Raw genomic sequence first — 18,473 nt, forward strand, 5'->3', positions numbered from 1 at the left:
ACTCAACTCCCTTAATCAAATTTCAGCAACAAGTTTATTAACAATGTCACTGTGGGCTTCTGGATCAATCGTACGTTCAAGAATTTTCTCTGCACCAATGATGGCTAGAGAAGCAACTTGCTTACGCAAGTCGTCTTTCACGCGATTACGTTCGTTTTCAATTTCTGCTTGACCCTGGGCGATAATTTTAGCTCGCTCAGTTTGTGCTTCAACTTTAGCTTCATCAACGATTTGAGCCTTACGCTTATTAGCTTGCTCAATAATTTCGTTGGCAGTTACTTTTGCTTCTTTTAGTTGCTCAGTAGCTTTAATTTGTGCTAACTCTAGATCTTTTGCTGCACGGCCGGCATCCGCCAGACCATCAGCAATTTTCTTCTGGCGTTCTTCGATGGCATTCATCAACGGAGGCCATACAAACTTCATGCAAAACCACACGAAGAGAATAAAGGCAACCGTCTGACCGAATAGGGTAGCGTTGAAATTCACAACAGCCTCCTAGTTAGATTAAAGACAGAAGCGTTAGTTAAAGCATTGCACCCAATGGGTTAGTAAATAGCATAAATAGCGCAATACCTACACCAATCATAGTTACGGCATCTAGAAGACCCGCTACGATGAACATTTTAACTTGTAACATAGGCGCCATTTCTGGCTGACGAGCTGCACCTTCTAAAAACTTTCCACCTAAAAGGCCGAAACCGATAGCTGTTCCTAATGCACCCATACCAATAAGTAGAGCAACAGCAATAGCCGTCATTCCTAATACAGTTTCCATATCTATCTCCAATATTCTAAATCGTTGTTATTAATGATTTAGGTCAAAAAATTTTTCGGTTACCCTTAATGATCTTCATGTGCCATGCTTAAATAAACAATAGTCAACATCATGAAAATAAATGCTTGTAAAGTAATAACTAAAATATGGAAAATTAACCAACCTAGTTGTAATCCTACACCTAGAGCAGATAACGCCACGTTAGAACCGTACATCAATGCAATAAGGATAAATATCAACTCACCAGCGTACAAGTTACCAAATAGTCGTAGAGCCAATGAAATCGGCTTCGCAACTAGAGTCACTGTTTCTAATAATAAGTTGACGGGTATCATTGCCCAATGGTTAAAAGGCTGAAATGTTAGTTCTTTAACAAAACCTGAAACACCTTTGACTTTAATGCTGTAATAAATAATCAGCACAAACACACCAAGAGCTAAGCTGAAGGTAATGTTAACGTCAGTAGTCGGAACAACTTTTAGGTATGGCACACCAGCTAACGAAGCTAATGCAGGTAACCAATCGACTGGGATCATATCCATGAAGTTCATCATGAAAATCCAGACGAAAATTGTCAGAGCTAAAGGTGCAATAACAGGATTGCGGCCGTGAAAAGTTTCTTTCACACTGCTATCTACGAACTCAACAATCATCTCAACAAAACATTGAAATTTGCCAGGAACGCCTGTTGTCGCATTTTTGCCGGCACGGTAAAACAGCCATAAGAACAACATCCCAAGCCCAACCGAAAAGAGCAACGAATCAATGTGCCAAGTCCAAAACCCTTCACCAACACTTAAATTGGTAAGGTGATGTTGGATATAGCCCTGCGGTGTTAACGCTTCACCAGTTGCAGCCATGATTCATCCCACTTAACTTTGCTTGAAATATAAAGGTGCTATCCAATGTACAACTAACGCTAATGAGTAACAGGTAAAAAGCGGCATAAAACCGACTTTCATATTGATAAACACTAACGAAAATAATCCAATGGTCAACAGCATCTTTACCGCTTCCCCCCAGTAAAAGCTTTTAATCACTTTTGCTGCAGAGCTTGCTCCACTATGTGAGAAAGCTAGGGTTGCGAATACAAAATTAGGAAGTACAGCAATTACACCACCTGCAAGTGCAGATAGGCCATACTGTGCTCCCCACATAACGAAAAATAGTGTTGAAATAATACTCGCGACGATAGCTTGTACCAGCACTAATTTATAGGCTGCTAACCTGCCACGACGCGCTAAAACATTACCCAACTTCATATCTCCGCATTATTGCTTTTCGCGGTCCTAATGTTAAATTTAAAATATTAAACTAGCCTTAAGATTCAAAAAGCCTGCAAAGTATACCTTTTCGCGCTTTGTTTGCAACTTTGATGATAGTAAAACGACGATTTTGCACACTATTCGGCGCTAAATTATCGAAAACAAAAATTAGAGCTCTGTCACAAACTTACTAATGAAATTGGTTTGATTCACAAATCATCGGATTTTATTTAAAATTCCGTCTAATTCAGCAAGATTCTGGTAATTTATTACAATTTTGCCTTTACCTTTACTGCCATGATTGATGGCAACCTTGGCACCGAGTCTTTCAATTAACTCTTGTTCTAAGCGGCTAACATCATGATCTTTAGCTGGTGTTTCGGCGTCTTTAGTCGGATTTAAGGCTTTATTGACTAATCGTTCAGTTTCTCGAACAGTCATTTCTTTAGAAGCCACTAATCGAGCTAAATTTGTCTGTTCATCACCCTCTAATGCCAATAACGCACGCGCATGGCCCATGTCGATATCACCATTCTCTAACAAACGTTTAACAGGCTCATTAAGGCTATTTAAACGTAATAAATTAGACACACTTACACGAGATTTACCTACAGCATCAGCAACTTGTTGATGAGTTAATTCAAATTCTTCAAGTAATCGTTGTAATGCAATCGCTTCTTCCATTGCATTTAAGTCTTCACGCTGAATATTTTCAATTAACGCGATAGCGACCGCGGCATCATCAGCCACTTGCTTAACAATACACGGGACTTTATTTAATTTAGCTAATTGAGCCGCACGCCAACGGCGTTCACCGGCAATAATTTCATAATGAGTTTCAGAAATTTTACGGATCACTATCGGTTGTATCACCCCTTGAGCACGAATAGACTCAGCCAGTTCTTCTAATGCTTCTGGCGACATATCTTTACGAGGTTGATATTTACCGGGCTGTAATAAGTCAAGATCGAGGTGGAGTAAGTCACTTAGCGGAGTAGATTGTTGTTCTTCAGCCTGATCACTTTTACGACTAGCGGCATTACTGTGGCTTAATAAGGCATCCAAGCCTTTACCTAAACCGCGCTTTTTTAAAGTCATTTTTATATCCTACGCTTGTTTTGGTTGAGTTTGCTGTTCTGCACGACGGATAATTTCACCCGCTAGGGCTAAATAAGCTTTAGCGCCAGCACTCGATTTGTCGTAATACATGGCAGGTGCACCAAAACTAGGAGCTTCGGCTAAACGAACATTTCGCGGTATGACGGTACGATATACTTTTTCGCCAAAATGTTGCTTGAGTTGATCAGATACATCATTAGATAAACGATTACGCGGATCATACATAGTGCGTAAAATACCTTCTATGCTCAGGGTTGGGTTGACCATGGCGCCTAGCTTAGTAATGGTATCAATCAATGCCGTTAAACCTTCTAGGGCATAATATTCGCATTGCATTGGCACAAGTACTGAATCTGCAGCAGACATAGCATTCACGGTAAGCATATTGAGCGATGGCGGGCAGTCGATGAAAATATAATCGTAATCATCTTTGATTGGCGCTAATGCATTACGTAAACGTATTTCACGAGCATAAAATTCCATCAATTTAATTTCTGCCGCAGTAACATCACCATTACTTGCGATCAAATCATATTTTCCAACGGTATTTTTAATCACAATCTCAGCAAAGGGTTTTTCTTCGACTAATAATTCATAAGCTGTGTTATCGACTTCATACTTATCGATACCACTGCCCATAGTCGCATTACCTTGCGGATCCAAATCGATCAACAACACTCTACGCTTTGTGGCGGCAAGTGATGCGGCTAAATTAACGCAAGTTGTTGTTTTTCCAACGCCACCTTTTTGGTTGGCTACGGCAATGATTTTACCCACAATGTCATCCTGTCTTTAATTATTGATGTCCGGTTAGCTTTATTAGCGAAAGAAATGCGATTTATTGCTTAGCAATTTTTAATAAATGTCGCTGTTCATCTAACTTCGGTACATGCAATATTATGGTTTCTACCAACGAAAATCCTGTTGGCATGTCGTCTAATTCCTGCTGATTTAACTGGCCTTTTAGTGCATAAAAAGTGCCTTTTTCAGTTGTTAAATGGTGACACCAACTGAGCATATCTTGAATAGATGCAAATGCTCTGCTTAATACTCCGTCAAATTTAATATCAGGATTATAAGCTTCAACACGACTTTCTATTGAAGTGATGTTATTAATTTTTAACTCGAACTGAACCTGCTTCTGAAAACGGATCCGTTTACCTAAACTATCGAGTAATACAAACTGCTTATCTGGATTCATAATGGCTAATGGGATCCCTGGTAAACCAGGACCGGTTCCCACATCGATAAAACGCTGCCCTTCAAGATAAGGAGAAACGGTTAAACTGTCCATAACATGGCGGATTAACATTTGCTCAGGATCGCGAACGGAGGTGAGGTTATAAGCCTTATTCCATTTATTAAGCATTTCAACAAAACCTATTAATTGTTTTTGTTGTAATTCAGTGGCCGACATATTCATTTCAGCTAAATAGGATTTAAGTTGGGCAGATAACACAGAAAGCCTCGTAAGTTACGTTATAAAGACGGCAGTTATTATGAAGCCGTAAAAGCACTAAGGGAAGCCTTATGGCTTCCCTTGTGTTATTGATTTGAAAAAATGATCTGTTTTAGGCGATTTTTCGCAATAAACCTCTTTTTTTCAAATGAACTAACAAAATTGAGATTGCTGCAGGAGTGATCCCTGAGATCCGTGATGCTTGTCCGACAGTATCGGGTTTATGGTTATTCAATTTTGCGATCACTTCATTAGATAAACCAGGGACCTCTTGATAATCTAGATCAAGTGGTAATAGTGAACTTTCATGACGAATAGCTTTATCAATTTCATCTTGTTGACGCTGAATATAACCCGAATATTTTACCTGAATTTGTACTTGCTCAGCTGCTTGAGGATCTTCTAGTCCAGGTCCAAAACCTTCCAGAGACATCAATTTGGTATAATCCATTTCCGGACGACGAAGTAGGTCTTCAAATGATGCTTCACGTGAAATAGGCGTATTTAATTGTGGATTAAGTACTTCAAGCAAAGGTGAGTTAGGGTGAACCCATTGGCCGCGTAAACGCTGAAGTTCTAATTCAATTGATTCTCTCTTGGTAACAAATGATGCCCAGCGATTGTCATCAACTAATCCAAGTTCACGGCCTTTTTCTGTTAAGCGTAAATCAGCATTATCTTCACGAAGTAACAAACGATATTCTGCGCGGCTGGTGAACATGCGGTACGGTTCTTTAGTGCCTAAAGTAGATAAATCATCTACTAGTACGCCAAGATAAGCTTGATCACGACGAGGGCACCATGCTTCTTTGCCTTGAACTTGTAGTGATGCGTTCATACCTGCAAGTAAGCCTTGAGCACCTGCTTCTTCATAGCCTGTAGTGCCATTAATCTGACCTGCGAAATAAAGTCCTTCAATGGCCTTAGTTTCTAATGAGTTTTTAAGATCGCGAGGATCAAAATAGTCATATTCAATCGCATAGCCTGGGCGCATAATTTCAGCGTTTTCCATACCTTTAATTGATCGAACTAAATTTAACTGTACGTCAAATGGCAAACTGGTTGAGATACCGTTTGGATAGATCTCATTAGTGCTTAAGCCTTCTGGCTCAATAAAGATCTGATGTGACGATTTATCTGCAAAACGATGAATTTTATCTTCAATCGATGGACAGTAACGGGGTCCGATCCCTTCAATCACGCCAGAATACATAGGGCTGCGATCTAATCCACCACGAATAATATCGTGGGTTTTCTCATTGGTATGAGTAATAAAACATGAAATTTGTCTTGGATGTTGGCTGACATCACCAATAAATGACATAACTGGTAATGGTGTATCACCCTTTTGTTCGGTCATTTGTGAAAAATCTATGCTATTGGCATCGATACGTGGTGGTGTACCGGTTTTTAAGCGACCAACACGTATATTTAATTCACGTAATCGATTTGCTAACGCAATGGCTGGAGGATCACCCGCTCTACCACCACTGTAATTTTGCATTCCAATATGAATTTTGCCGCTTAAAAATGTGCCTGTCGTTAATACGATCGCTGGCGCTTCAAATGCAAGTCCCATTTGAGTTACTACACCAATAACTTTATTATTTTCAACAACTAAATCGTCTACAGCTTGTTGAAAAATACGTAAGTTAACTTGGTTCTGTAAAATACTTTGGATCTTTTGGCGATATAAAGCTCTGTCTGCTTGGGCTCGTGTTGCACGAACAGCTGGGCCTTTGCTTGAATTTAATGTTCTAAATTGAATGCCTGCAAAGTCAGTAGCTGTTGCCATAGCACCGCCCAAAGCATCAATTTCTTTAACTAAATGGCCTTTACCTATTCCGCCGATAGCAGGGTTGCAAGACATTTGCCCAAGTGTGTCGATGTTGTGGGTTAACAATAATGTTTTTGAGCCCATTCTTGCAGCAGCAAGTGCGGCTTCAGTTCCGGCATGACCACCACCTACAACAATTACATCAAACCGTTCATGAAAATGCATTATCTGACCTTTGATAGCTAAGAAAGTTGAATTCGAATTTAATCTTTTTTCGATTGGATCATTTTAGCACTTGCTTGTCTTAACGTGAACGATCATTTTTCATTGATTGATCAATATGCGGTTTGCTTAATAGATCTTAAGATCTTTATATAGATCTTTTTATTATGTTTATTATTAGGATCGGACTTTTCTGTTGATAACTTTTATTCCTTATTAAAATCATATAGTAAAGTAAAAACTAACCTGTGATCTGATCGCGATCAAACTCAAGATAACATGGGGATAGATCGGCTACTTATCCACAAGGGTGATCATTGAGCGGATCGGAGTGTGAATAGTACAGAGTTATGATCGCTAAAAATAATAGCTTATCCACAAAGTTATACTTATAAAGGTTATATTGTGGGTAAGTGTGATCTAATCTGTGGATTGATCATGATTTATGCAAGATAAGATCGGGGTTATTGGTGTTTAGATAAGATGCTGCCATTGTAACAACCACGCTAGAGCAGGTTCTTCAGGGATAGGATCGTGTTGTACATCGATTTGGAGCTTATCCACAATAGCATTTGATCCATGCTGTAAAAGTTGTGCGATGATTTTCTCAGGTCCTTGGCAAAAAGTATCATAGCTTGAGTCGCCAATTGCACACAATGCGAACTTAATATGACTAAGATCGGGCTTTTCGATCATTAATTGTTGATAAAAAGGCACGATATTATCGGGTAGATCGCCAGCTCCATGAGTAGAACAGACAATGATCCACAGTGAAAAATCAGCTAATTCATCCAAATTTGGCTCTATAAATACCTCTGTTTGATGATCTAACTGAGTTAGTTGAGCTGCCATTTCATCGGCAACATATTCTGAACCGCCTAATGTTGTGCCTACTAATAATGCTATTTTTGTCATGTTGATTTCCAATGATTAAATTTATTCATCTATTTTACGCTTATTTTTCATTGCGCTGTGTGGGTAATATCAGTATTTTCTTAAGCTCTATTTAACAATATAACAACAGGTTTTAATGAATATTGCTGAAATAACTAAACAATTTGCCGACCTTGCATGGGGTCCACACATGCTTATTTTACTCGTCGGCGGCGGGTTATTCTTCCTTATTTACTCTCGATTTGTGCCTTTTCGCTATATAGGTCACGCGATTAATGTCGTTAGGGGCAAGTATCCTGATGATGGCGCCGAAGGTCATATTAGTCATGCTGGGGCGTTATCCAGTGCCATGGCTGGTACCGTGGGAATGGGCAATATTGGTAGTGTCGCTGTTGCCATTATGGTGGGTGGCCCAGGGGCTATTTTTTGGATGTGGATTAGCGCTATTGTTGGTATGGCAACCAAGTTTTTTACCTGTACCTTAGCCATTATGTACCGCGGTAAAGATGAGAATGGTGATGTGCAGGGTGGTCCTATGTACATCATTACCCAAGGATTGAGTAAAAAATGGCATTTTTTAGCCGTGTTTTTCTGCGTTGTTGGTTTAATTGGTAACTTTCCTTTATTCAATTCTAATCAATTAGTGCAGATCATTCGTGAATGGGTATTTGTTAAACCAGGTCATTTTCCTGCCGATCAATCCACTTTTTGGCTCGATTTAAGCTTAGGTATTGTGGTGATGGTGATTGTTGCCAGCGTGATTTTAGGCGGTATTAAGCGGATCGCGACAGTAGCATCTAAAGTTGTGCCATTAATGATCTTAATTTACATGAGCTGCGCTGCGTATGTAATAGTGACAAATATTGAGCAAATACCGGGATATTTTAGTCTTATTTTCTCCGAGGCTTTTTCATTAAATTCAGTAGGTGGCGGTATTTTAGGGACTATGCTAATTGGTATTCGTCGTGCTGCATTCTCAAACGAGGCTGGGATAGGCACTGAGGTTATGGCTCATGGTAGTGCCAAAACCAATGAACCAGTTAAAGAAGGCTTAGTGGCCATGTTAGGCCCTGCTATTGATACTCTATTGGTTTGTACTGCCACTGCTATGATTATTTTAATCTCGGGTGTGTGGCAAGGTACTGAAGCTGAAGGGGTTAATTTATCGGCGCAAGCTTTTGAAATTACTATGCCTGGTGTTGGGCCGTATTTACTTATTTTATGTGTGATATTTTTCAGCATTAGTACCATATTTACCCAAGCATTTTATGGTGGTCAGTGTTTTGCGTTTCTATTTGGGCGTAAACGTATCCGTTTTTACCAATACTTTTATTTATTAGCCATTTTGTTTGCCGCAACGGCTAGCTTGCAAGAAATTGTTAATATTATTGATGCCGCTTACGCGTTAATGGCAATACCGACTATGACGTCTGCTTTATTGCTGGCGCCTAAGGTTAGGGCTGCAGCAAAAGATTATTTTTCTCGCTTAGAAAAAAGTCATTAGGGTATTCATAGAGATAAAAAAACGAGCCTGAAGGGCTCGTTTTTATTTTAATGGCAGTAGCTGTCTATTAAAGTGCTAAGTGCTTTGCATGAAAACGCAGATGGTCTTCAATAAAGGTCGCGATAAAATAATAGCTGTGGTCATAGCCTGGCTGCATTCTTAGTTCTAGCGGGTAGCCTTTGTTTTTAGCGGCTTGCACTAAGATTTGCGGTTTTAGTTGTTCGTCTAAAAAGTTGTCCTTACTGCCTTGGTCCACCAGCGCAGGCACAAATTGCTGGCTTTTAGCCATCAACTCACAGCTGTCGTATTGCTGCCATTGTTGCTGATCATCACCTAAGTAGCCACGAAATGCTTTTATACCCCAAGGACAGTCCATTGGATGACAAATTGGACTAAATGCTGACAAGCTATTATATCTGTGCGGATTTTTAAGTGCGATGGTTAAGGCACCATGTCCACCCATGGAATGGCCGCTTATACTACGCTGTTCTGTTACCGGAAAATGAGCTTCAATCAATGCCGGCAATTCGTTAACCACGTAATCATACATTTGATAATGCTGACTAAATGGCGGTTTGGTAGCATTAAGATAAAAGCCTGCACCTAAACCAAAGTCATAAGCGCCGTCGGGATCATCTGCGACGCCTTCTCCTCTCGGGCTAGTATCGGGCGCGACTATTGCCATACCTAATTCAGCTGCTATACGTTGTGCACCTGCTTTTTGCATAAAATTTTCATCAGTACAGGTGAGTCCTGACAACCAATATAAAACGGGTACTGCTTGGCTTTCTGCTTGGGGCGGCAAGTAAATGGCAAACCGCATTGCACAATTAAGTGTGCTTGAATGATGACTATATTGCTTATGCCAACCACCAAATGCTTTGGTACTGCTGATACTTTCAATGGTCATTATGTGTCCTTATTTATCAGAACGCAGTTAAGTGACTTTACCCTTAACTGCGCCTGTGATGAGCAATTAAATATTACTTAGCAAAGTGAATAACACTTCGAATACTTTCGCCTTTGTGCATTAAATCAAATGCTTCGTTAATACCTTCAAGGCCCATGGTGTGAGTAATAAATTGGTCTAACTTAAATTCACCCGCTAAGTATTGTTCAACAATACCAGGTAACTCACTGCGTCCTTTAACGCCACCAAATGCACTGCCACGCCACACACGACCAGTGACTAACTGGAATGGACGGGTTGATATTTCTTGGCCGGCACCAGCAACACCAATAATCACCGACTCGCCCCAGCCTTTATGGCAGCACTCTAATGCACTGCGCATTACATTGACGTTACCAATACATTCAAATGAGAAATCGACACCACCGTCAGTCATTTCAACAATCACATCTTGGATTGGTTTATCAAAATCCTTAGGATTAATACAGTCAGTCGCGCCAAGTTTTTTAGCCAATTCAAATTTTGATTCGTTTAAATCAATACCAATAATACGGCTAGCTCCTGCCATAGTCGCGCCAATAATGGCCGATAAACCAATGCCACCTAAACCAAAAATAGCAACCGTATCGCCTGGTTGTACTTTAGCTGTTTTAAGTACCGCACCAATGCCTGTGGTGACACCACAACCCAGTAAACAGACTTCTTCAAGTGGCGCACTTGGGTTAACTTTAGCTAATGATATTTCTGGTAATACTGTGTATTCCGAGAAAGTTGAGCAGCCCATATAATGGAAGATTGGCTCGCCATCTTTAAAGAAACGTGTGGTGCCATCAGGCATAAGTCCTTTACCTTGGGTAGCGCGAACGGCACTACAGAGGTTGGTTTTACCTGAGGTACAGAATTTACATTTTCCACATTCTGCTGTGTATAACGGAATAACATGATCGCCAACTTGAACGCTAGTCACGCCTTCACCGACCATGTGAACAATACCGCCGCCTTCATGACCAAGAATAGCTGGGAATACCCCTTCAGGATCATCACCTGAAAGCGTGAAAGCATCGGTATGACAGACCCCTGATGCCACAATACGTACCATCACTTCACCCGCTTTTGGGTACATTACGTCGACTTCTTCTACCGATAGTGGCTGGCCTGGTCCCCAAGCAATAGCGGCTTTTGATTTTATAAATTGTGCTGACATAAATGATTTCCTTAACATTAACGACCATGGTCAACATGGTTAAGAGGTATTACTACAGTGTAGTGTATTTAGCTATTGTATTTGTTTATCATACAATGATAATTAGCTTATTTTGTAAATGACTTTTACGAGAATGTAATAATGATGAAGTGGGAAGGCATTTTTGAGTTTGTGGCTGTGGCCGAAACTGACAGTTTTACCGTGGCGGGTAAGCGTTTAAGTATTTCTACTGCGCAAGTGAGTCGACAAATCAGTCAGCTTGAAAATCGTTTAAACACCAAATTATTTTATCGCACCACTCGTAAAGTATCGTTAACCGAAGAAGGTACAGTTTACTATCAGCATTGCCGCCAAGTATTAAACAGTCTTGATGAGGCAGAGCGTGCTATTTCCAGCTTAAAAGATAAGCCACAAGGACTTATTAGAATTACCGCACCAGTGACTTACGGTGAAAAGTTTATCATGCCGATAGTCATTGAGTTTATGCAACAATATCCCGACATTGAAGTGATTTGCGAGCTGACTAATCAGCAACTTGACTTGGTGGATGGTGGGTATGATTTGGCTATTAGGTTAGGGCGGTTAACTAATTCAACCATGATGGCAAAGCGACTGACAAGTCGCAGTCAATATGTGTGCGCAGCTCCGAGTTATATCGCTAAATACGGTACGCCTTATGCGTTATCAGAGTTGAGCCAGCACAATTGTTTAATTGGCAGTCAGTCTCATTGGCATTTTGTTGAGCAAGGTAAACCCAAGACGGTAAAAGTGCATGGATCTTTAGCCTGTAGTAGTGGTTTGAGTTTATTAAATGCGGCTATTTGTGGCTTGGGGATTGTTCAGTTACCTGGATATTACGTCAATGATGCTATTGCTGAAGGGGAGTTAGTGGTACTACTTGCATCTTTTCAACAACCTAAAGAAGGTATTTGGGCTTTGTATCCACATAATCGCCATTTATCACCTAAAGTGAGGTTGCTGGTTGATAAGTTATCGCAACAGCTTTAATTAACCCTGTTTGGTTGTAGTCTATTAGGTTCCCAAGCTTATTTTTTTAGGCTGAGATTTAACTAACTCATGGTTCGCAGATAACGCGCAATTTGCGCTTTTGGAAGGCTGGATATTTTATTGATGATATCAATAGTAATAGCTTGCTTGGGCAGTTGCTGCTGTAACACATCAATTTGATATAACCATAAATGGCTGGTCATGGTGGCATCGGCTAAAGCGCGGTGAAACACACCATCGTTAGGTAACTGGTGATGATCTACAAGTGTGCCAAGCTTATGATTGGGGGCATCTTGGCTAATACGTCGAGACAATAATAACGAGCAAGCAAACTGACCAGTGTAATGCAGTTTATTATGGCTAAATTCAGCATCGAGAAACTTTTTATCAAAGCTGGCATTGTGTGCCACCAGATTAAAGCCAGCAATAAATTTGGCAAACTGCCCCATGACTTGTTTAGACGCTGGGGCATGTTTCAGCATTTCATTACTGATGCCAGTATACTGCTCAATAAAGCTATTCACTCGCCGACCAGGATTAATCAGTTCCTGAAAGGTATCGACTATTTGACCATTAACCAGTTTTACCGCACCAATTTCAATGGCTCGGTCGCCATTATCGGGTGATAATCCTGTGGTTTCAAAATCGAGTATCACAACCTGATTTGCGAGTGTGGGGATCATAGCTTGGTTATTTTCCGATACAAAATGAGCCAAAAATCTTACCGAGCAAATCGTCTGAGGTAAATTTACCGGTGATTTCAGATAATGCCATTTGGCACATACGCAGTTCTTCAGCCAGTAACTCTCCGGCTAAATACACTTCAAGCTGCTCTTTACCTAACTGCAAGTGACTGGCGGCAAGATCGAGTGCTTCCAAATGGCGACGACGTGCAATAAAGCCGCCTTCTAAGTTACTTTGGTAGCCCATTAATGATTTAAGATGTTGTTTTAATTCTTCAACACCTAAGCCTGTCTTAGCTGAGATGCGGTAAACGCTGTAACCTTGTTCTTCAGTATTATTTAAGGTTTCACCAGTTATGTCAGCTTTATTACGAATAACCGTTACGCCTAGTTTTGATGGTAGGCGGTCGATAAAGTCTGGCCAAATCTCGCGAGGGTCGATAGCCTCAGTTGTCGTGCCATCAACCATAAACAAGACTCTATCTGCAGTGGCTATTTCGGCCCATGCGCGCTCAATGCCAATTTGTTCAACTGTGTCGAGTGTGTCTCTTAACCCTGCAGTATCTATGATGTGCAGTGGCATACCGTCTAAGTGGATGTGTTCACGTAGTACATCACGAGTTGTGCCAGCAATTTCAGTGACAATTGCCGACTCTTTACCGGCTAGTGCATTGAGTAAGCTTGATTTACCGGCATTAGGACGGCCGGCAATCACTACCTTCATGCCTTCGCGGATAATGGAGCCTTGCTTGGCACTGTCTTGCACTGTGTCTAATTTATCGATGATTTTATATAAGGCATTGGCAATTTTACCATCAGATAAAAAATCGACTTCTTCATCTGGAAAATCAATCGCAGCTTCGACATACAAACGTAAGTTGGTCACTTGGTCGACAAGCTCGTGAACTTCTTTTGAGAACTCACCTTGGAGTGATAGCAATGCACTTTTGGCAGCTTGCTCACTGGTGGCATCGATTAAGTCAGCAATCGCTTCTGCCTGAGTTAAGTCGAGCTTATCATTCATAAAGGCTTGTTCGCTGAATTCACCAGGCCTGGCTATACGTATGCCGTCAATTTCCATGACGCGTTTAATCAACATATCCAGCACAATTTGGCCGCCATGGCCTTGCAGTTCAAGGACATCTTCGCCAGTAAATGAATTGGGACCTTTAAAGAAAAGTGCAATACCTTGGTCAATAACCTGACCGTCGGCATTGTTAAAGTCACAATATTCGGCATAACGGGTTTTTGGAACATGGCCAATAATCGCCGTTGCGACATTAGTGGCTAAGTCGCCTGATACACGAATGATACCTACGCCACCTCGTCCAGGTGCGGTGGCTTGCGCCACAATAGTGTCTGTTGTCACGGTAGTACCTATAAAATTGATAAAGGAAAAGGCGGCTAATCAGCCGCCTTTTTAATCAGTTATACAAGATTGAGCTTAGGCTATTTTATGCCATTTTTCTCAAGACCAGCATAAATAATCTTCTGTTGAGTGATGGCAACTAAGTTACCCACTAACCAGTAAAGTACTAGACCTGCTGGGAACCATAAGAAGAACACGGTAAAGATAACCGGCATCCACTGCATCATTTTCACTTGCATTGGATCCATTGTTGGCGCTACAGGCTGCATTTTCTGCATCAAGAACATTGATAAGCCCATTAACAATGGCAATACATAGTATGGATCTTGTACTGATAAGTCGGTAATCCAAAGCATGAATGGCGCATGGCGTAATTCATAACTTTCAAGCAATACCCAGTAAAGTGCGATGAAGATCGGCATCTGTAACAGAATAGGTAAGCAACCGCCCATAGGGTTTACTTTCTCTTTCTTATACAACTCCATCATGGCTTGACCCATCTTCTGACGGTCATCACCAAAGCGTTCTTTCATCTCAGTCAATTTAGGCTGAAGATTACGCATTTTGGCCATTGAGGTATATTGCTTCTTCGTTAGTGGGTATAAACCACCACGCACTGTCAGTGTTATCAAAATGATTGCTACACCCCAGTTACCCACAAATGATTGATAGAACATCAATAACCAATGGATTGGAATGGCTAACCACCATAAGAAACCGTAATCAACAACTAAGTTTAAGGTTTCAGAAATCGCTGAAAGCGCTTTTTGGTTTTTAGGACCGACATAAAACTGTGAGCTAATATTTTGTGTTGCGCCAGGTGCAATATCATATACCGCGCCACGGAAACCAATGTTAGCTAATCCACCAGCACTTAAGCTTGTGAAAATAGTATTTGAATCTGTTGCTGGTGGAACCCAAGCTGACACAAAGTAATGTTGAAGCATTGCAGCCCAACCACCGAGTGTAACTTTAGCTAGGTTCTTGTCAGCCATATCGTCAAAGTTATATTTTTCATAACGAGTATCTTGAGTCGAGAAAGCGCCACCACGGTAGGTTGGCATCATCATGCTACTTTCTGATTCTTTAATCGTTTGCTTAATTTGACCATACATTTGCACTTGTAATGGTGCAGCTGAAATGTTGTTGATGCTGTAATCAACTTTGATGTCATATTGACCACGGGTAAACGTAAAGGTTTTTACGTAGGTGACACCGTTATCTGCTGTGTATGTAAATGGCACTGTTAATGTGTCTTTACCATCAGCTAAAGAATATGAGCTAGCCTGAACATTATATGTTGCACGGCCTTTAGCGCTGCTATCAATACCATCACGCCCAATAAGTCCACTTTGAGCAATATAAGTGAACTCATTTTGCTGATCTAAAATAACAAAGGGGTCGTTACTGTCGATTTCGCGTTTATGTTCTACTAATGCAGCATAAACAATGTCACCACCAACTGGGCTGATTTTAATATCAAGCTGGTCAGTGTTGACGCTAATAAGGTTTGTCGTTGCAGGTAATTCTACTGGTGTCCCTGAGATATCTGCTTCTGGAACATCAGCACTGTGCTGTGATGAGGCGTTAGTTTGGGTAACAGTTTGAGCTGTTGCCGGTTTTGGTGCTTTATCTGTTTGCCACTGTGTCCACATTAAATAGCTGACAAAAAGCAGACCGATTAGCAATATATTGCGTTGAGATTCCATAGCCTATTTATTACACCTGTCATTTTTAGGGGGGACGGGATCACTACCGCCGGGATGTAAAGGGTGACATTTTAATATGCGTTTCATTGCAAACCAACTACCTTTCACTGTTCCATGTGTTTTTATTGCTTCTATAGCATAATAAGAACAGGTTGGATTGAACCGACAACGCGGTCCCAATAAAGGGCTGATAAAAATTTGGTAACCACGTATAAACGTAGTTGCTAGCCATTGTAACGGCGACTGAGTTTGTGCCATAGCTTTTCTATTAATTTTTGTATTTCTGCATTTTCCATTTCCATCACGCCATTTCTGACTAATACAACGATATCGATATCTGGGATGTCGTGTTGATGTAAACGAAAACTATCTCTTATCACACGTTTAATGCGATTACGTTGGTTTGCACGTTTAACAAAACGTTTGGCCACAGTTAATCCTAAACGGGGATGTTGCTCTGAATTTGGAATTGCGAGCAGAGTTATTTCAGCAGAGGATGCTTTGATTGGATTGGAGAATACAGATTTAAATTGCGCGGGAGTTAACAAACGTAACTCCCGCGAAAAGGTATAGCTAGTCACCTAGTTATCTACTTACGCAGATAAACGAGCGCGACCTTTCGCACGACGACGTGCAAGCACCTTACGGCCGCCTACAGTAGCCATACGAGCGCGGAAGCCGTGAGAACGCTTGCGCTTCAGGTTGCTAGGTTGAAAAGTACGTTTACTCATGATGGCAATCCGTCTTTGTTAGTGAATTTTCCTTATCTCCAACATTAGAGGTAAGGGCAAAAAAGAGGCCGAATTGTAATCACTTTAAGTACTGTCGTCAATAACGAAAGTACTTATATGATAAATTTCTGCCAATCTTTATTTGAAGCTACTAAGCATTAAGCACCATAAGATGTGGATAAGTCTGTGTACAGACACTATATCTTGTGGATCTTTCGTTGTTTCAGCAGATCAAAGAAAGGCTATTATAGATCAAGTTGGATCGGTTAATAAAGCTGGATTTGCTTGATTTTTACTATTTACCGATCGATTTTGATCATGGAAGATCATCCATTTATACACAGAATGATCTCGCTGGGGATAATTCTGCTTTAAAGGATAGCGATCATTGTGATCTCACTATAGAATACATCTCCTTTGATTAAAGATATTTGGGGATAAATAAGTGGCGGTTTCACTTTGGCAACAATGTATCGGTAGACTACAAGACGAGTTATCAGCACAGCAGTTCAGTATGTGGATCCGTCCGTTACAAGCTGAAATGGATGGTGATACATTAGTTTTGTATGCACCTAATCGTTTTGTGCTGGATTGGGTACGCGATAAATATATCAATATCATTAATCAATTTTTTACTGAACAAATGGGCAGTAATGCACCTAAGTTACGTTTTGATATTGGTAGCCGTCCTTCTGCACGTCCGGTTGCGCCAGCTCCGGTAGCGGTTAAGCCTGTGAATCGTCAAACCAAAGCTCAAGTGGGAACGACGTCTTTTAATACCCAAGCCGAACCGATTATTAATCCTAATCATCGTAGTAATATTAATCCTACCTATCAATTTGATAACTTCGTTGAAGGTAAATCGAATCAGTTAGGTAAAGCTGCGGCTTTACAAGTATCTGAAAATCCAGGTGGCGCTTATAATCCATTGTTTTTATATGGCGGCACTGGTTTAGGTAAAACTCATCTTTTACACGCAGTTGGCAATGGTATTATTAAAAATAATCCCAATGCTAAAGTGGTGTACATGCACTCTGAGCGTTTTGTTCAGGACATGGTTAAAGCATTACAAAACAACGCGATCGAAGAGTTTAAGCGTTATTATCGTAGCGTCGATGCATTATTTATTGATGATATTCAATTTTTTGCCAATAAAGATCGTTCTCAAGAAGAATTTTTCCATACCTTTAATGCATTATTAGAAGGTAATCATCAAATTATTTTAACCTCAGATCGTTACCCTAAAGAGATTGACGGGGTCGAGGATCGTTTAAAATCACGCTTTGGTTGGGGTTTAACGGTTGCGATTGAGCCACCAGAGTTAGAAACCCGCGTAGCGATTTTAATGCGTAAAGCACAAGAGAGCGGAATAAACCTACCTGATGAAGTGGCATTTTTTATTGCTAAGCGTTTACGTTCAAACGTACGTGAGTTAGAAGGCGCGCTAAACCGCGTGATTGCTAATGCTAACTTTACTGGTCGTCCAATTACTATCGACTTTGTGCGTGAAGCATTAAGAGATCTCTTGGCACTGCAAGAAAAATTAGTCACTATAGACAATATTCAGAAGACAGTTGCTGAATACTACAAAATAAAAATGGCAGATATGCTGTCTAAACGCCGTTCTCGCAGTGTGGCAAGGCCTAGACAAGTGGCGATGGCGCTATCTAAAGAACTTACTAACCAAAGTTTACCGGAAATAGGTGATGCTTTTGGTGGTCGTGACCATACGACAGTATTACATGCTTGTCGTAAAATCGCTCAATTGCGCGAAGAAAGTCATGATATTAAAGAAGATTATGCTAACTTGATTAGAACTTTGTCTTCTTAATTCAGGGAATCTA

Annotated in this window: 20 protein-coding genes; 3 read left to right on the forward strand and 17 right to left on the reverse strand. The window is 40.6% G+C overall.

The features are described 5' to 3' along the window. Window positions 1–15 precede the first annotated feature (15 nt). From atpF to mioC, 9 genes are all read right to left on the reverse strand, one after another. Window positions 16–486 carry a F0F1 ATP synthase subunit B gene (atpF, locus tag ACED29_RS15850; protein ID WP_124016586.1) on the reverse strand — a complete coding sequence of 157 codons (471 nt, stop codon included), beginning with the start codon at window positions 484–486 and terminating at the stop codon, window positions 16–18. Between the two features lie 37 nt (window positions 487–523). Further along, window positions 524–775, reverse strand: a complete 252-nt coding sequence (atpE, locus tag ACED29_RS15855) for a F0F1 ATP synthase subunit C (protein ID WP_011639455.1) — start codon at window positions 773–775, stop codon at window positions 524–526. A 65-nt stretch (window positions 776–840) separates the two neighbouring features. Beyond that, a complete protein-coding gene (gene atpB / locus ACED29_RS15860) occupies window positions 841–1,635 on the reverse strand; it encodes a F0F1 ATP synthase subunit A (RefSeq protein ID WP_124016585.1) in 795 nt (264 codons plus the stop codon). Window positions 1,636–1,647: 12 nt separating this feature from the next. Continuing rightward, complete coding sequence (locus ACED29_RS15865; RefSeq protein WP_124016769.1) at window positions 1,648–2,031, reverse strand: ATP synthase subunit I; 384 nt, start codon at window positions 2,029–2,031, stop codon at window positions 1,648–1,650. Window positions 2,032–2,256: 225 nt separating this feature from the next. Continuing rightward, window positions 2,257–3,138, reverse strand: a complete 882-nt coding sequence (locus ACED29_RS15870; RefSeq protein ID WP_124016584.1) for a ParB/RepB/Spo0J family partition protein — start codon at window positions 3,136–3,138, stop codon at window positions 2,257–2,259. 9 nt (window positions 3,139–3,147) lie between these two features. Then, window positions 3,148–3,936 (reverse strand): ParA family protein, encoded by a 789-nt coding sequence (locus ACED29_RS15875; protein ID WP_124016583.1) that lies wholly within the window; start codon window positions 3,934–3,936, stop codon window positions 3,148–3,150. 61 nt (window positions 3,937–3,997) lie between these two features. Further along, complete coding sequence (gene rsmG, locus ACED29_RS15880) at window positions 3,998–4,618, reverse strand: 16S rRNA (guanine(527)-N(7))-methyltransferase RsmG (RefSeq protein ID WP_371698059.1); 621 nt, start codon at window positions 4,616–4,618, stop codon at window positions 3,998–4,000. A gap of 112 nt (window positions 4,619–4,730) precedes the next feature. After that, a complete protein-coding gene (gene mnmG, locus ACED29_RS15885; protein ID WP_273059796.1) occupies window positions 4,731–6,620 on the reverse strand; it encodes a tRNA uridine-5-carboxymethylaminomethyl(34) synthesis enzyme MnmG in 1,890 nt (629 codons plus the stop codon). Window positions 6,621–7,091: 471 nt separating this feature from the next. Next, window positions 7,092–7,532: an FMN-binding protein MioC gene (mioC, locus tag ACED29_RS15890; protein ID WP_182698830.1), complete on the reverse strand. Its 441-nt coding sequence runs from the start codon at window positions 7,530–7,532 to the stop codon at window positions 7,092–7,094. A 115-nt stretch (window positions 7,533–7,647) separates the two neighbouring features. On the opposite strand from mioC, the gene ACED29_RS15895 reads away from it, so the two are divergent. Next, window positions 7,648–9,015 carry a sodium:alanine symporter family protein gene (locus tag ACED29_RS15895; protein WP_182698829.1) on the forward strand — a complete coding sequence of 456 codons (1,368 nt, stop codon included), beginning with the start codon at window positions 7,648–7,650 and terminating at the stop codon, window positions 9,013–9,015. Between the two features lie 67 nt (window positions 9,016–9,082). Here the strand turns inward: ACED29_RS15895 and fghA are convergent, their stop codons facing one another. Both fghA and ACED29_RS15905 read right to left on the reverse strand, forming a co-directional pair. Continuing rightward, a complete protein-coding gene (fghA, locus tag ACED29_RS15900; RefSeq protein WP_371698060.1) occupies window positions 9,083–9,925 on the reverse strand; it encodes an S-formylglutathione hydrolase in 843 nt (280 codons plus the stop codon). Between the two features lie 73 nt (window positions 9,926–9,998). After that, window positions 9,999–11,129, reverse strand: a complete 1,131-nt coding sequence (locus ACED29_RS15905; RefSeq protein ID WP_182698828.1) for an S-(hydroxymethyl)glutathione dehydrogenase/class III alcohol dehydrogenase — start codon at window positions 11,127–11,129, stop codon at window positions 9,999–10,001. A gap of 141 nt (window positions 11,130–11,270) precedes the next feature. Here ACED29_RS15905 and ACED29_RS15910 point away from each other — a divergent pair, with 141 nt between their 5' ends. Beyond that, the gene (locus tag ACED29_RS15910; protein ID WP_124016576.1) at window positions 11,271–12,137 is read left to right on the forward strand and encodes a LysR substrate-binding domain-containing protein; all 867 of its coding nucleotides are present in this window, start codon (window positions 11,271–11,273) and stop codon (window positions 12,135–12,137) included. 62 nt (window positions 12,138–12,199) lie between these two features. On the opposite strand, the gene ACED29_RS15915 is transcribed toward ACED29_RS15910, so the two are convergent. The 6 genes from ACED29_RS15915 to rpmH form a co-directional block, all read right to left on the reverse strand. Beyond that, window positions 12,200–12,820, reverse strand: coding sequence for a PolC-type DNA polymerase III (locus ACED29_RS15915; protein WP_182698847.1), 621 nt, complete (start codon window positions 12,818–12,820; stop codon window positions 12,200–12,202). Between the two features lie 7 nt (window positions 12,821–12,827). Beyond that, on the reverse strand, window positions 12,828–14,189 hold the full coding sequence (gene mnmE, locus ACED29_RS15920) for a tRNA uridine-5-carboxymethylaminomethyl(34) synthesis GTPase MnmE (RefSeq protein ID WP_124016575.1): 1,362 nt from the start codon (window positions 14,187–14,189) through the stop codon (window positions 12,828–12,830). Between the two features lie 80 nt (window positions 14,190–14,269). Next, window positions 14,270–15,898, reverse strand: a complete 1,629-nt coding sequence (yidC, locus tag ACED29_RS15925) for a membrane protein insertase YidC (protein WP_124016574.1) — start codon at window positions 15,896–15,898, stop codon at window positions 14,270–14,272. 3 nt (window positions 15,899–15,901) lie between these two features. Next, window positions 15,902–16,156 (reverse strand): membrane protein insertion efficiency factor YidD, encoded by a 255-nt coding sequence (yidD, locus tag ACED29_RS15930; RefSeq protein ID WP_124016573.1) that lies wholly within the window; start codon window positions 16,154–16,156, stop codon window positions 15,902–15,904. Next, on the reverse strand, window positions 16,123–16,479 hold the full coding sequence (rnpA, locus tag ACED29_RS15935; RefSeq protein WP_124016572.1) for a ribonuclease P protein component: 357 nt from the start codon (window positions 16,477–16,479) through the stop codon (window positions 16,123–16,125). The genes yidD and rnpA overlap by 34 nt, the downstream gene beginning before the upstream one ends. Window positions 16,480–16,491: 12 nt before the next feature. Beyond that, the gene (gene rpmH / locus ACED29_RS15940; protein WP_006083827.1) at window positions 16,492–16,629 is read right to left on the reverse strand and encodes a 50S ribosomal protein L34; all 138 of its coding nucleotides are present in this window, start codon (window positions 16,627–16,629) and stop codon (window positions 16,492–16,494) included. A 445-nt stretch (window positions 16,630–17,074) separates the two neighbouring features. On the opposite strand from rpmH, the gene dnaA reads away from it, so the two are divergent. After that, complete coding sequence (gene dnaA, locus ACED29_RS15945; protein WP_124016571.1) at window positions 17,075–18,460, forward strand: chromosomal replication initiator protein DnaA; 1,386 nt, start codon at window positions 17,075–17,077, stop codon at window positions 18,458–18,460. Window positions 18,461–18,473: the final 13 nt, after the last annotated feature.

Origin of the sequence: Shewanella sp. 5S214 (assembly GCF_041439795.1) — a bacterium.
GTDB lineage: Bacteria > Pseudomonadota > Gammaproteobacteria > Enterobacterales > Shewanellaceae > Shewanella > Shewanella vesiculosa.